Origin of the sequence: Oryzibacter oryziterrae (assembly GCF_021864535.1) — a bacterium.
GTDB classification, from domain to species: Bacteria; Pseudomonadota; Alphaproteobacteria; order Rhizobiales; family Pleomorphomonadaceae; genus Pleomorphomonas; species Pleomorphomonas oryziterrae.
The window spans coordinates 211,345-226,168 of the sequence record NZ_JAKJIC010000002.1; the positions used below are offsets into that span (position 1 = coordinate 211,345).

10 protein-coding genes are annotated in these 14,824 nt (G+C 62.7%); all 10 read right to left on the reverse strand.

Features of this window, described 5'->3' with window-relative positions:
- Positions 1-50 precede the first annotated feature (50 nt).
- Positions 51-1,247: a multiple monosaccharide ABC transporter permease gene (gene mmsB / locus L2I41_RS03430; RefSeq protein ID WP_237152109.1), complete on the reverse strand. Its 1,197-nt coding sequence runs from the start codon at positions 1,245-1,247 to the stop codon at positions 51-53.
- On the reverse strand, positions 1,248-2,768 hold the full coding sequence (gene mmsA / locus L2I41_RS03435) for a multiple monosaccharide ABC transporter ATP-binding protein (protein WP_304610544.1): 1,521 nt from the start codon (positions 2,766-2,768) through the stop codon (positions 1,248-1,250).
- A gap of 508 nt (positions 2,769-3,276) precedes the next feature.
- On the reverse strand, positions 3,277-4,338 hold the full coding sequence (gene chvE, locus L2I41_RS03440) for a multiple monosaccharide ABC transporter substrate-binding protein (RefSeq protein WP_237152111.1): 1,062 nt from the start codon (positions 4,336-4,338) through the stop codon (positions 3,277-3,279).
- Positions 4,339-5,274: 936 nt separating this feature from the next.
- A complete protein-coding gene (glmS, locus tag L2I41_RS03445; RefSeq protein ID WP_237152112.1) occupies positions 5,275-7,104 on the reverse strand; it encodes a glutamine--fructose-6-phosphate transaminase (isomerizing) in 1,830 nt (609 codons plus the stop codon).
- Positions 7,105-7,292: 188 nt separating this feature from the next.
- Positions 7,293-9,455 (reverse strand): methyl-accepting chemotaxis protein, encoded by a 2,163-nt coding sequence (locus tag L2I41_RS03450; protein ID WP_237152113.1) that lies wholly within the window; start codon positions 9,453-9,455, stop codon positions 7,293-7,295.
- Between the two features lie 254 nt (positions 9,456-9,709).
- Positions 9,710-11,062, reverse strand: coding sequence for a bifunctional UDP-N-acetylglucosamine diphosphorylase/glucosamine-1-phosphate N-acetyltransferase GlmU (glmU, locus tag L2I41_RS03455; RefSeq protein WP_237152114.1), 1,353 nt, complete (start codon positions 11,060-11,062; stop codon positions 9,710-9,712).
- Positions 11,063-11,140: 78 nt separating this feature from the next.
- Positions 11,141-11,770, reverse strand: coding sequence for a hypothetical protein (locus L2I41_RS03460; protein ID WP_237152115.1), 630 nt, complete (start codon positions 11,768-11,770; stop codon positions 11,141-11,143).
- Positions 11,770-12,192, reverse strand: a complete 423-nt coding sequence (locus tag L2I41_RS03465; RefSeq protein ID WP_237152116.1) for a cupredoxin domain-containing protein — start codon at positions 12,190-12,192, stop codon at positions 11,770-11,772. The genes L2I41_RS03460 and L2I41_RS03465 overlap by 1 nt, the downstream gene beginning before the upstream one ends.
- Positions 12,193-12,229: 37 nt before the next feature.
- Positions 12,230-13,207: a YVTN family beta-propeller repeat protein gene (locus tag L2I41_RS03470; protein ID WP_237152117.1), complete on the reverse strand. Its 978-nt coding sequence runs from the start codon at positions 13,205-13,207 to the stop codon at positions 12,230-12,232.
- A 24-nt stretch (positions 13,208-13,231) separates the two neighbouring features.
- On the reverse strand, positions 13,232-14,395 hold the full coding sequence (gene pedA1, locus L2I41_RS03475) for a lanthanide ABC transporter ABC transporter substrate-binding protein PedA1 (RefSeq protein ID WP_237152118.1): 1,164 nt from the start codon (positions 14,393-14,395) through the stop codon (positions 13,232-13,234).
- Between the last annotated feature and the right edge of the window lie 429 nt (positions 14,396-14,824).

Genomic DNA, 14,824 nt, shown 5'->3' on the forward strand with positions numbered 1-14,824 from the left:
GGGCCGAAAGGCCCCGATTGCATTTTGTCGTTCCGCTGAAACCTTGGGGCTCAGCCCTTGGTGCGGTTGTAGACGTCGAAGAACACGGCGGCCAGCAGCACGAGGCCCTTGACCATCTGCTGATAGTCGATGCCGAGGCCCATGATCGACATGCCGTTGTTCAGCACGCCCATGATGAAGGCGCCGATCACCGCGCCGGTGATCTTGCCGACGCCGCCCGTGGTCGAGGCGCCGCCGATGAAGCAGGCCGCGATGACGTCCAGCTCGTTGCCGAAGCCGGCCTTGGGGGTCGACGAGTTCAGGCGGGCGGCGATGATCATGCCGGCGAGAGCGGCCAGCACACCCATGTTGATGAAGGTGTAGAAGGTCAGGCGTTCGGTGTTGATGCCCGACAGCTTGGTGGCCTTCTCGTTGCCGCCGAGGGCATAGATGCGACGGCCGATGGTCGTGCGGGTGGTGACGAAGGTGTAGAAGCTCACCAGCACCAGCATGATCACGAGCACGTTGGGGAAGCCCTTGTAGGTCGACAGTTCAAAGCCGAGGTAGAGGGTCACGACACCGAGCACGATGTTCTGAACCAGGAAGAAGGCCTGCGGCTCGACTTCGATGCCATGGGCCATGTTGACCGTGCGCGTGCGCCAGGACATGAACACCAGCGCGAAGGTCATCAGCAGCGTCAGGACGAAGGACGACAGCGACAGGATCGGACCCGCCGTACCGAGCGGCGGGATGAAGCCCGTGGCCATGCTCTGGAACTCGGTCGGGAACGGGCCGATGTTCATGCCGCCCAGCACCCACATGGTCATGCCGCGGAAGACGAGCATGCCCGCCAGCGTCACGATGAAGGCCGGGATCTTGTGGAAGGCGACGAAATAGCCCTGCGCCACGCCGATGACGGCACCGAGCAGGAGGCAGACGATCGACGTCGTCACATAGTCGATCTTGTAGTTCACCATCATCACCGCGGCGACGGCGCCGACGAGACCAACCACGGAGCCGACCGACAGGTCGATGTGGCCGGCGACGATGATCAGCAGCATGCCCAGCGCCATGATGACGACGAAGCTGTTCTGCAGCACGAGGTTGGTCAGGTTGACCGGCTTGAACAGCACGCCGTTGGTGATGATCTGGAAGAAGACCATGATCACCACGAGCGCAATCAGCATGCCGTATTCGCGGATGTTCTGCTTGAGGAAGGTACCGATGGAGGGTTGCTCAGCCGCGTCCGGCTTGGTCGTAGCAGTCATTTAGTTCTTCTCCCCAGAGGAGCGCATGATGGCGCGCATGATGCTTTCCTGGCTGGCGTCTTCCTTGCTCAGCTCTGCAACGATACGGCCTTCGTTCATCACGTAGATACGGTCACAAGTGCCGAGGAGCTCGGGCATTTCGGACGAGATCATGATCACGCCCTTGCCTTCCTTCACCAGGTCATTGATGATCGTATAGATTTCATACTTGGCGCCGACGTCGATGCCGCGCGTCGGTTCGTCGAGGATCAGCACGTCCGGATTGGTGAACAGCCACTTGGACAGCACCACCTTCTGCTGGTTGCCGCCAGACAGGTTCACGGCCATCTGATAGATGCCCGACGAACGGATGCGCAGCTTGTTGCGATAGTCGTTGGCAACCTTGCGCTCGGCTATGTCGTCAATCACCAGGCTCTTGGACACACCGCCATGATTGGCCAGCGTGGTGTTGTGCATGATGTTGTTGATCAGCACCAGACCCAGCTGCTTGCGGTCCTCGGTGACATAGGCCAGCTTGGCCTTGATCGCCTTTTCCACCGTCGAGACGTCGGCGGTCTTGCCGTTGATCAGCACATCGCCGGAGATCTTCTTGCCATAGGACCGACCGAACACGCTCATGGCGAACTCGGTGCGGCCGGCGCCCATCAGGCCGGCGATGCCGACCACCTCGCCCTTGCGGACGTTGAGGTTGATGTTGTTGCAGATCTGCCGTTCGCTGTGGATCGGGTGATAGGCGTTCCAGTTCTTGACCTCGAAGATCGTCTCGCCGATGGCCGTGGAGCGCTTGGGGAAGCGGTCGGCGATTTCACGACCGACCATGCCGCGGATGATGCGGTCTTCCGACGCCGGCTCGTTCGAGCAGTCGATGGTCTCGACCGTGGTGCCGTCGCGCAGCACGGTGATCTTGTCGGCGACGCGCGAGATCTCGTTGAGCTTGTGCGAGATGATGATCGAGGTGAGGCCCTGCTTCTTGAACTCGAGCAGCAGATCGAGGAGAGCCTGACTGTCGGCCTCGTTGAGCGAGGCGGTCGGCTCGTCGAGGATCAGCAGCTTCACCTTCTTGGAAAGCGCCTTGGCGATTTCCACCAGCTGCTGCTTGCCCACGCCGATATGCGTGATCAGCGTGGCCGGGTTCTCGTTCTTGAGACCGACCTTGGCCAGAAGTTCCTTGGTGCGGCGCGTGGCTTCGGCCCAGTCGATCACGCCACTCTTGGCGACTTCGTTGCCAAGGAAGATGTTCTCGGTGATCGACAGCATCGGGATCAGGGCAAGCTCCTGATGGATGATGATGATGCCTTCTTCTTCGGTATCCTTGATACCGTAGAACTCGCGCTGCTTGCCCATGTAGTGGATTTCACCCTCATAGGTTCCATGCGGGTAAACTCCCGACAAAACCTTCATGAGGGTAGATTTTCCTGCGCCATTTTCGCCGCAAAGGGCGTGAATTTCGCCCTGGCGCACCGAAAATGTCACATCGCTCAAGGCTTTCACACCAGGGAAAGTCTTGGTGATGTTGCGCATTTCAAGAATGATGTCGGCGCTCAAGACGACGCTCCTCTTCTCATTCACTGTTCTTGTCATTCGCGGGCCACCGCGAGACAAGAAGGCATCCGATTTTCATTCGATGCCTTGATCCAACGCCGTTTGCCGTCGATTTTTTGTGGATTTTGTGCCGGCTGCGCTTGCGGGCGAACGCCCTAAGCTTCGACCAGACCTTGAGAATACTCGCGCGGCGAAACACGGGTCGCCTGCGCTCTCACGCTCTGATCAGCCTGCGGCACCGGCGGCGCACCACCTGTCCGTCTGCCGTGCGCACTCGCACCAAGGCAAACGACCGGTCGCGGGGCCAGCCAGTCCTTGAGGCCCTGTCTCCGGACGCAGCCCCTCACAAGGAATGGCCGCAGTTGGAGGCTTGGTCCTGATCCCACCACACACCTTTACCCGACGGCATCGAGGGGCGTGATGGAAGTCTTCGCAACACAATCCGTGCGGCATCGCAAGCGACGCCGCACGGACTGTAATCCCGAGATTACTTCAGCTGGTCAGCCTTGTAATAGCCCGAGTCGATCAGAGCCGAGGTCACGTTTTCCTTGGTGACCAGCGACGGCTTCAGCAGATAGGCCGGAACGACCTTCACGCCGTTGTCGTAGGTCTTGGTGTCGTTCACTTCCGGCTCCTTGCCCTGGAGAACGTCGTCAACCATCTTCACGGTCACCTTGGCGAGTTCGCGGGTGTCCTTGAAGATCGTCGAATACTGCTCGCCAGCAAGGATCGACTTGACCGACGGAACTTCGGCGTCCTGCCCGGAGATGTAGGGCATCTTCAGATCGCCGGAACCATAGCCCACGCCCTTGAGCGAGGAGATGATGCCGATGGAGATACCGTCATACGGCGACAGAACGGCGTCGACCTTCTTGTCGGTGTAGTTGGCGGACAGGATGTTGTCCATGCGGGCCTGGGCGGTAGCACCGTCCCAACGCATGGTGGCAACCTGCTGGAAGTCGGTCTGGCCGGACTGGACAACGATCTTGCCGCTGTCGATGTACGGCTTCAGAACGCTCATGGCGCCGTTGAAGAAGAAGGTGGCGTTGTTGTCGTCCGGCGAGCCAGCGAAGAGCTCGACATTGAACGGACCCTTGCCTTCTTCAAGACCGAGCGGCTTGGTGAGCGAGGAGGCCTGCAGGACGCCGACCTGGAAGTTGTCGAAGGTGGTGTAGTAGTCCACATTCGGCGAGTTGCGGATCAGGCGGTCATAGGCGATGACCTTGACGCCAGCGTCGTGGGCCTTCTGCAGGATGTCGGTCAGCGTCGTGCCGTCGATGGCGGCAACCACGAGAACCTTCACACCCTTGGTGACCATGTTCTCGATCTGAGCGAGCTGGTTCGGGATGTCGTCTTCGGCATACTGCAGATCGGTGTCATAGCCGGCAGCCTTGAACTGGTCGACCATGTTGGCGCCGTCGGCGATCCAGCGGGCGGACGACTGCGTCGGCATGGAGATGCCCACAGTGCCCTTGTCGCCGGCGAAGGCAGCGGTCATCGTGGAAACGCCGAGCACGAGCGCCGCGGCCAGAACTTTCGTAAGCTTCATAAGTCTCTCTCCCCCTTCAAACTCGTCGGCTCCAGATCATCGGTAGCAGACGAGAATTCCGTTTGGGCTATCCATGTCCGCCAGAGCCTCCCGGCATCCAGCGGTCTCCATAAAGCGAGTGCAGAACACGCCGCTCTATTCTTGCTGTCCGGGGTTTTCGAAGGGGCTGCACTGGCCCTCTCCTTGACCTCGTGACGAAATCATCTTCTACGCCGGAAGTTCGAGCTTTGATTTCTCGCAAACATCACACGGATATATGCGGTGGCCCTGTCACTTCCGAAGCGTGCTTCGGCAGATAACGAAATTCAGATGAAGCAAACTGGCAAAACCCGGAAATGCAATCGCTGACGCGTGTCACCTCACTGATCCCAAGGTAAACACCGCTGCGGTCGGGCATCCAAAAGGACAAGCCCATCCCGTTTGCCAAAGTGTGCTGGATACTCCTCCCGATCTACCGTCTTCTGCATCGTGCGCCCGACAAGCGAACGCCTTGCATGTCTTCCTTATTTGCAGGCTCACACTACTCAAACGCCCATGTTTGAGCAAGTCCGTTAGTTTGAGCCTTGAAGGGGGAACATCTCCTGATTGTACCGCCTTCACGCTTGAACCAAATCGCTGATCTGCAATGCTAATTCCTGCAATGCGATTTAATTCAGAGGCCAAAATAATCGATTGTATCGGAAAAGGCAATACGCAGATTCGCGCTGTAGGCGGGCATTCATAACCGGGAAGTGCTGGCCTACAGCAGTTTTATCCATGTCATTCTTGTGGAAATTGCAAGGCAACTCCCGGCGAATATGCGGAGATCAAGGGGTAGGGACCTGACAAGGCCGGGATTTGCCCCGCGCAGGCCGCCCGGCGACGGGAAGCAGTATTCTCCATAACCTGGCCTCCGCTCAACTCCGCGATTTTTGACGTGATTTCCTCGGAGGAGGGTTACTCCACCGTCACGCTCTTGGCGAGGTTGCGCGGCTGGTCGACGTCGGTGCCGATGAAGACGGCCGTGTGATAGGCGAGCAACTGGACGGGAATGGCGTAGGCGAGCGGCGCGATCGCCGCGGGCATGTCCGGCAGAATGATGGTTTCGGCCGGTTCAAGGCCGGACGCGCCGGCCCCGCGCGTGTCCGTCATCAGGATGATGCGTCCGCCGCGCGCTGCCACCTCCTGCATGTTGGAGACGGTCTTTTCGAAGATCTGATCATGGGGCGCAATCACGATGACCGGCATGGTCTCGTCGATCAGCGCGATCGGTCCGTGCTTGAGCTCGCCCGCCGCATAGCCCTCGGCGTGGATATAGGAGATTTCCTTGAGCTTCAGCGCGCCTTCGAGGGCGAGCGGGAAGTTGGTGCCCCGTCCGAGATAGAGGGCGTGGCGCACCTTGGACAGCGACTTGGCCAGGCCCTCGATCTGATGCTCGACCTTGAGGGCCTCCGCCATGATGCGCGGGATCTCGATCAGCGCCTGCACAAGCGAGCGCTCACCGTCGTCATCGAGCACGCCGCGCTGCCGACCGGCGGCAATGGCGAGGCAGAGCAGGGCGGTGAGCTGGCAGGTGAAGGCCTTGGTGGACGCAACGCCGATCTCCGGACCGGCCAGGGTCGGGAACACCACGTCGCTTTCGCGGGCGATGGTCGATTCCATCACGTTGACGACTGCCGCCACCTTCTGGCCCGCCGCCTTGCAATAGCGCAGGGCGGCCAAAGTGTCGGCGGTCTCGCCCGACTGCGAGACGAACAGCGAGACGTCGTCGGGATCAAGCGGCGCCTCGCGGTAGCGGAACTCCGAGGCGATGTCGATGTCCACCGGCAGGCCGGCATAGCGCTCGAACCAGTATTTCGCGGTGAGGCCGGCGTAATAGGCGGTGCCGCAGGCCGAGATGACCAGGCGCCGCACCTTGGCGAAGCTGAAGTCGCTGTCGGCGGGCAGGCGGATGCGACCGGAGGTGAAGTCCACATAGCGGGCCAGCGTATGACCGACCACTTCCGGCTGCTCGTGGATTTCCTTGGCCATGAAATGGCGATGGTTGCCCTTGTCGACGATCAGCGCCGAGGCGTTGGAACGCGTGACGGCGCGGGCGACAACTTCGCCCGTCTCGTCGCGAATGGTGGCGCCCTCATGGGTGATCACCACCCAGTCGCCATCCTCAAGATAAGCGACCGACGAGGTGAAGGGGGCAAGCGCCATGGCGTCGGACCCCAGGAACATCTCGCCCTTGCCATAGCCGATGGCGAGCGGGGAGCCGCGGCGGGCGCCGATCAGGATGTCGTCGCGGCCGCGGAACAGCAGGGCGAGCGCGAAGGCGCCCTTGAGGCGCGGCAACACACTGGCCACGGCGTCGACAGGGCTGGCGCCGGCTTCCACCGCCTGGGAGACCAGATGGGCCACCACCTCGGTGTCGGTGTCGGATTCGAAGTGCCGGCCGAGGCCTTCCATCTCCTCGCGCAGCTCGCGGAAATTCTCGATGATGCCGTTATGGACGACCGCTACCTGAGCGGTGGCATGCGGGTGGGCGTTGCGTTCGGAGGGAACGCCATGCGTCGCCCAGCGCGTATGGCCGATGCCGACGGTGCCAAGTGGAGGCGCCTTGTCGATGAGGGCCTGCAGATTGACCAGCTTGCCTTCGGCGCGCAGACGGGCAATGGCGCCGCTCGCCTCGAGGGTTGCAATGCCGGCCGAATCGTAACCGCGATACTCGAGGCGCTTCAGCGAGTCGGCCAGTCTGTCGGCAACCGGTGAACACCCAACAATTCCGATGATTCCGCACATGACACCGCTCCGCCGACTGATTGTCTCCACCCCGGTTTGACCGGCTGATGGTTAACGCGGCGTGAACCTAAGGGGGAGCAGGTCATAATCGAAATCAAACTTGGTTGCAGTTTGTTGCGCCGACGCCGGAGCCATCACCGCAAGGTCGCCCGAACTGGTCTGCAAAGGGCGGCTCCGGCGGGCGGGCCTTACGCCGCCAGCAGCCGGTCGAGGAAGCGGCGGAGACCTGCCTGCAGATCGGTCGCGCCCTGGCCGAGGCTCGCCGCCTGCTGCACGACCCGGTTGGCCGCTTCATCGGCAACGGCGGCGGCCCCCTGAACGTCGGAGATGCAGGCGGACACCGTATTGGTCCCGTCCACGGCGCTTTGCGAGGAGCGGGCGATCTCGTTGGTGGATGTGCCCTGCTGCGTCACGGCGGCTGCCACGGCGCCGACAGCGGTGCCGATCTCGGAGACCACGGAGCGGATCTGCCCGATGGCGCCGACCGCCGAGCCGGCCGCCTCGCGGATCGAGGCGATCTGCGCGGAAATCTCTTCGGTCGCCCGTGCCGTCTGCCCGGCCAGCGACTTGACCTCGGAAGCCACCACTGCAAAGCCCTTGCCGGCATCGCCGGCGCGGGCGGCTTCGATGGTGGCGTTGAGCGCCAGGAGATTGGTCTGCTGGGCAATGGACTGGATGATGTCGATCACCGAGCCGATCTGGTCGGCCGTCACGGCCAGCGAGTCGACGATGGCATTGGTGGACTGCGCGTGTCCGTCGGCGTCGCGGGCGATCTTGCCGGACCGGTCGATCAGGCCGGAAATCTCGTTGATGGCCTGGAATAGCTGTTCGGAGGCAGCGGCAACGTTGCGCACTTCGCCTTCCGCCGTGCTGGAGGCGGACGCCATGGTCTCCGACTGGTCGCGCGTCCGCGTCGCCGCGCCGGCCATGGAGGTGGCAAACTGCTCGAGCTCCTGCGCCGAGCGACCGAAGGAGGAGACGAGGGCGCCGATCTCACGCTCGAACTCGGCGGCCAGACGCCGCGTCATCTCCTGCCGTTCCTCTTCCTGGCGCCGGCGCTGGCTGTCGGCATCCTCGGCGCGACGAGCCGCATCACTCTCGGCGCGCTCGCGGATGTCCTCGACGGCACGGGCGATTTCGCCGATCTCGTCGCCGCGATTGCGTCCGGCGATCTCATTGACCTGGTCGCCGCGCGACATGGCCTTCAGCGTACCGGTCAGGCGGCTGATCGGCCGGGTGATCCAGATCGCGATCAACACGCCGACGGCAATGGCGGCGCCCACATTGGCAAGGCCGATCAGCACCATGTTGCGCAGCACCTTGGTCAGCGCCACGAAGGCTTCGGCCTGCGATTGCTCGGCGACGATGGTCCAGGTGCCGCCGAGAGCGGGCACGTCAACGCGTGTTGCCATCATGGGTTCGCCATTGCGCACATAGGTCGTCTGCAGCTGGTCGGCCGCGAAAGACGCGTTGGCCGTGAGAGTGGAAGCCGGCGTGCCGCTGCGGGCGGCTTCGACCAGCGCCGTATCGGCGCGCAGCAATCCGTCGCTGCCGAAGACGAAGGTCTCGCCGCTGTCGCCAAGGCCTTCGCGGTTGCCGAACAGGGGATTGAAATAGTCGGCCCCGAGGCGGATCACGGCGAAGCCACCGGCCACATCCTGCTGCGCCGCGCCCATGGCGACGTTGGACTTGCGCAGCACCGGCGCGACAATGAAGGCCGACGGTCCCTTGTCGCCGGCGACGTCATAGGGCGCATAGTCGACGCTGACACTCGCCTGACCACCGGACCTGGCCTGAGCGATCGCGGCCGCAAGGCCCGTGCCCGCCAAGGCGGGGTCGTCGAGCGTCTTGCCCAGGTCCGCGTCCTTGGCGATCGAGAAGGCGATGCGCCCGTCGGTGCCCACCAGCAGGATGTCGGCAAAGCGCTTCTGATCGGCGAGCGGCTGCAGTTCTTCGAACACCTTCTTGTAGCGCGCGCCATAGAGGGCGTTGATCTGTGAGCCGTTGACCTTGCGGCGCGCCACCGGATCGGGCTCCGACGTCATGGCCTTGATGACATTGGCCGCATCGGGGTTCTTGGCGGAGAGCTGGTCGGAGAGGTCCGAGATGGTCGACGTGATCGTCTTCTGCCCGGCGATAGACTGAACGGACGCCTCAAGGTCGGCGATCTGGCGGCGCAACTCGCCGGCGCGCGTGTTGGAGGCCAGTTCAAGCCGTTCCACCACCGCGGTCTCGATGCCGGATTTCGCGCTGAAATAACCGAGGGTTCCCATCACCGCGACGCAGGCAAGCGCGAGGCCCACCATGGTGGTCGGAAGACGGAATTTCAGGGTGCGGAATACGGCCAGCATGAAGATCTCCGGTCTGTCGACAGGCGTTGTCGAGCAGACGTTGATCCGGATGCATTAACTGCGAGTAAAACTTGGAGAAAAATGATTGTCTTTAAGCAAAGCAATTGGTCGCAGGCGGCGGTGCGACTTGAAAACTGTCAATAATGACGAGTGGCGAGCTGTCGCAGATGCTGCTTTTCCTTCGAGGCTGTCTGCGGCGAGGCGGTATTTATTGTGGGTTTCTCGCCGCAGGGCCGATTGTCCGGGGAATAAAACTATTTCTTCGCCTTGGCCGCAGCCAGACGAGCGCGCAGTTCGCGGGCCCTGGCGGGAAAAACACTCTGGCGGGCCCGGCCGAAGGCCATGGCATCCTCGGGCACGTCGTCGGTGATGACGCTGCCGGCGGCGGTGAGCGCGCCGTCGCCGATCGTCACCGGTGCCACCAGGGTGGAATGCGAACCGATGAAGGCGCCGGCGCCGATCTCGGTCTTGTGCTTGAAGAAGCCGTCATAGTTGCAAGTGATTGTTCCGGCACCGATATTGGTCTTGGCGCCGACGGAGGCGTCGCCGATATAGGTGAGGTGGTTGACCTTGGCCCCGGCGCCGAGCGTGGCATTCTTGATCTCGACGAAGTTGCCCACATGCGCCTCCGGGCCGACGTCGGCCCCGGGGCGCAGGCGCGCATAGGGGCCGATGATGGCGCCGGTGGCAACCTTCGCTTCTTCCAGATGGCTGAAGGCGCGGATGGTGACGCCATCGGCCACCGTCACGCCGGGGCCGAAGACCACATTCGGCTCGACCAGCACATCGCGGCCCAGCACTGTGTCATGGGAGAAGAACACCGTCTCCGGTGCGATCAGCGTGACGCCGGCGGCCATGGCGGCCGCGCGGGCGCGCCGCTGGAAGATGTCCTCGGCGACGGAGAGCTGGATGCGGTCGTTGACACCGGCGAACTCGTCTTCCGGGCCGGTGACCACCACGGCCCTGAGGCCGCGTTCGGCCCCGACGGCGATGGCGTCGGTGAGATAATATTCGCTCTTGGCGTTGTTGTTGCCAATGGCCTTGAGCAGGTCTGGCAGCAGCCCGGCGCGGAAGGCCATGATGCCGGAATTGCACAGCGTGATGGCGCGCGTGGCCGCGTCGGCATCCTTCTCCTCGACAATGGCCGTCAGTCGGCCGTCGCGCACGACGAGGCGACCGTAGCCATGCGGATCGCGTGCCTCGAAGCCGAGCACGGCGATGTCGGCGCCCCTGGCGATCTCGTCGCGTACGCGCTGGAAGGTCTCCGGCAAAACAAGCGGCGTGTCGCCGTAGAGCACCAGGACGTCACCGGTGTGCTGCGCCAGCGTCGCCTCGGCGGCGAGGACGGCATGGGCCGTCCCGAGCCGCTGCACCTGCTCGTGAAGGGCGGCCTCCGGCGCCGTCTTGTGAAGATGGGCCCGAAGCCGATCGGCTCCGGCGCCGACGACCACCGCCAGCGACGAGGCGCCGGCCTTGCGGGCGCTGTCGATCACCGCGTCCACCATGGGGCGGCCGCCCACCGGGTGCAGCACCTTGGGCAGCGACGACTTCATCCGCGTTCCCTCGCCAGCGGCGAGCACAACGGCGAGGCAAGCGGACATGGTCATGGCACGGTCTCCGGCAAATCAGGTTGGAGACTTTTGGCCGGGGCGGGCGTCAGCGTCAAGTGAGGGCACCGACTGCTCTCACTTCATCGCGGTGACGATCGTCTTGCCCAGATGGAACAGGCGCTGTTCGATGTTGACGGGCACCTCGCAGACATAGGTCAGCGACTTCTGCCGCTCGTCGAAGACGCGCAGGTTCCACTGCACTTCGTCATTCTTGGCCTGCAGGGTCTCGAAGGGCGTCTTCGGGTCGTTCCTGAGCGTGTTGAGATTGGCGTCCATGCTCTTGAGCTTGGCGGCAAAGTCCTTCTGCTTGCGGGCGAAGCGGTCGATGCCGGTCATCACATCCTTGCGCTCGGTGTTCATCTTCTGGAACAGGCCTGCGAAGAGCTTGCCAAGCTTGTCGGTCCTGGCCGCGCCAGCGGCGCCGGCGAAGGCGCCGATCTTGGCGTCGGCCTCGTCGAGCGGCACGCGGCGCTGCATCAGATAGACCACCAGCGAGGCGACGTCCTTGTCGTCGCTCCAGCCGGATGTGGCGGGATCGATCGCGGGACCATTCCACACCTGGCCAAGCGCCAGCTCGGGCACCTTGATCTGGACGCAGGGCCAGTCGGGATCGTTGGGATCGGGACGATTGGCCGCCGCCGCCGACGTGATCCCGGCGACCAGCAGCGCAAGGCCGAGCGTGAAGGAGGTGAGAGAGGCTTTCATCACTTCACCACGAACTTGCCGGTGAGGCCCTGTTCGCCGAGACCTTCGCATTCCCAGTCGTATTCGCCCGGGCGGATCGGCACGAACTCGATGGTCACCTCGGCGTCGTCGTCGAGATCCACCGTCTCAAGTCCGGCAATCTCCAGGCTGGCGCGACCGATGTCGATCTGGCGGATCCAGGTGTTGGGGAAGAACTCTTCCGCCGACCACTCGCAGCCATGCGGGCCGACTTCCTTCAGCGTCAGCTTGTAGGATTTGCCGGTTTCCAGCTGATACTCGGGCACCGAGACGCCATAGCCGGTGTCGCCGGTCCCGATTTCCAGCGTGTCCAGCTTCTTGGCCTTGATGGCAAGATCGCCCTCGGCAAAGGCCGGCGCCGAAAGGGCGACGAGGGGCAGGGCGACGAGCACAGTCTTGAACATGGGGTTTCCTCCTCCCAATTTCATTTGAGTGTTCAGCTCACTTGAGCGACGGCCCGATGGCGACACCCCAGGGCATGGAGCCGACCGGGATCGACTTGATGACTTCCTTGGTGGCAACGTCGATCACCGACACGTCGTTGGAGACGCCGTTGGTGGTGTAGAGATATTTCTCGTCGGGCGTGAAGGCCATCTGCCAGACGCGCTGGCCGACCAGGAGATAGTCGAGCACGTCATGGGTGGTGCCATCGATGACGGCGACGCGATTGGCCGGCCCGAGCGCGACGAAGCCGGTCTTGCCGTCGGCGGTGATCTTGATGCCCACCGGCTGGATCGCCTCGGACCTGAGGCCGGGGATCTCGAAATGCACCGTCTTGGTGACTTCCTGCTTCACCGGGTCGATGATCGACAAGGTGCCGCCGATTTCCGAGGTCACCCACAGTTCGGACTGGTCGGTCTTGAAGGTGGCATAGCGCGGGCGGGCGTCCACCAGCACGTTGCCGACGATCTCCTGGCTCGCCGCATCGATGATGTGCGCCATGTTGGTGGTCTCGGAGGTGTTGACGATCATCTTGTCGTCAGGCGACACCGCCATGCCCTCGGGCTCCACGCCAACGGGGATCTCCGCCTTCACCTCCTTGGTGGTGACATCGATGGCGGTGACCAGGTTGTCATTCTCGTTGGCGATGTAGAGCATGTCGCCCTTGTGATTGAGGGCGAAGAGTTCCGGGTCTGGCCCCGACGGCAGATTGTGCCTGAACTCCATGGTCTTGGCGTCGAACACCTGAACCGTGTCGTCGTCGGAGGCGCACAGGTAGAGCTCCGAGCCGTCGTGCGACATCATGATGCCGCGCGGCCGCTGGCCCACGTCGACGGTCTTGATCACCTCCATCGTATCCGTGTCGATCAGGGTGACCGTATTGTCCTTTTCATTGGACACGTAAGCGGTGAAGGCTGCGGCCGGATGGCTGGCCAGCAGGAGCGCCAGCAGCGAGACGGCGGGGGCTGTTCTAGTCACGTGGGTCTCCTCCGGATGGTCTTCTTATTTCAGTTTGCAAGCGGTCTCAGGTTCGTCGATGCCCATGGTGTCGAGTTCGGAGCGCTCGTGCAGGAAGCCTTCCTGCGGCGACACGGACACGATGGTGCGGCCGTCGGTCAGCAGGATCGGCTGGCGCAGTTGCTGGTTCCAGCTGCGCAAGGTGAGCTTCTGGCCCTTGTAGGCGGCCACTTCCATCTTGGGGCCCGTGACATAAGCGCGAATGGTCGCCGCATCGGCGCTCTTGGTCCGCGTCGCAGCCTCCCCGATCATGCGCACAGCCGTCCAGGCGTCGGCGTCGATGTCGCGCATCCAGCGATGGTTCATGTCATAGAAGCGGTTCTGGGTCTGGAACCCGCCCCATTGCTCATGCGTCGGCGACCATTCGGTCGGCATCAGGCCAGCCGAACCGGCCACCGGCTTTGGGTCCCAGGTGCGATAGGGCACATAGGCGGCAAAGATCTCGTTGACGTCGGCCACCACCACCACGTCGTGGTCGGGCGCATTCTGGGTGAACACGGGCATCTGCCGCTGTACCTGGGCCTGCCCGGAATCGGTGCGGGCGGAGGTGTCGGTCTCCGAATAGGTCCGCTCCTCGACGATCTCCGCGCCGAAGCGCCCGGCGGCGCGCTTCAAGGCATCGGCCCAGATCCTGTCGGTCGGCAGCGCGCCGGTCAGCAGGAACCAGTGCGGCCAGCGCTTCCAGACCAGATATTGGGCGAGACCATCGGCCAGCATGGTGTAGCTCGGCACCACGTGGACCACGTCGGCCCGGCAGTTTTCCTCGCGCAGCGAGTCTTCCTTGGCGGCGATGTTGAAGATCAGCGTAGTGGCCGAGGGCTTGTCGTCGGCAAGCTTCAGGATGCCTTCGGCCGGCAGGTCGGCGATCACCAGCGTGACGCCGTCGGCAACCAGAGCGTCATAGGCCTGTACGCCCTCATCCACGGAGTTAACCTTGCGCTCGACCAGTTCGAACTGCTGCCTGGTGAACTTGCCGGTGGTGTTGTTGTCTGCGATGGCCAGCCGCGCACCGGCCAGCCCGCGATCGGCGGTCGGGCTTTCCGGAAAGGACAGGGTTTCGCGCGGCTTGCCCCACTGGATATAGCCGATGCGAATCTTTTGCTGTGGCGCAGTGTTATCTGCGGCAATGGCGTCAGATCCCCAAACCAATGAGGTTATCACCGCAAGTGCAGCGCCGGATATTTCCCTCAGGCCAACTTGTGTATTTTTCATCATTCCAAGTCTTCCTCCCGATGATGCCCGACCCGTATTTTGTCAAACCTTCGGTTGGCTGTCGAACATTACAGATTTTTAATTTTTTGTATTTTGGGATTTTTTCCTTGGATCTTGAAATGTTAATGTTTGAACCATGGGAAGAGTCTTGCCAACCCAACGAAAATTCAAGTCTGCACTTGGAAATCCAGGGTGGGCGAGTTGACGCAGGGGCGCGAAGCGGCGACAAAAAAGACCGGGAATCGGCGAAAGTCGCGGTTTGGCCTCCCCCAGCCTGCTGCTTGACCCAAAGGGGGCGCGCACTATTCTGCAACATGAGGGGACGGTGCCGTTGAGGGACGAGCGCCGGGTCTTTAGGGAGGACCA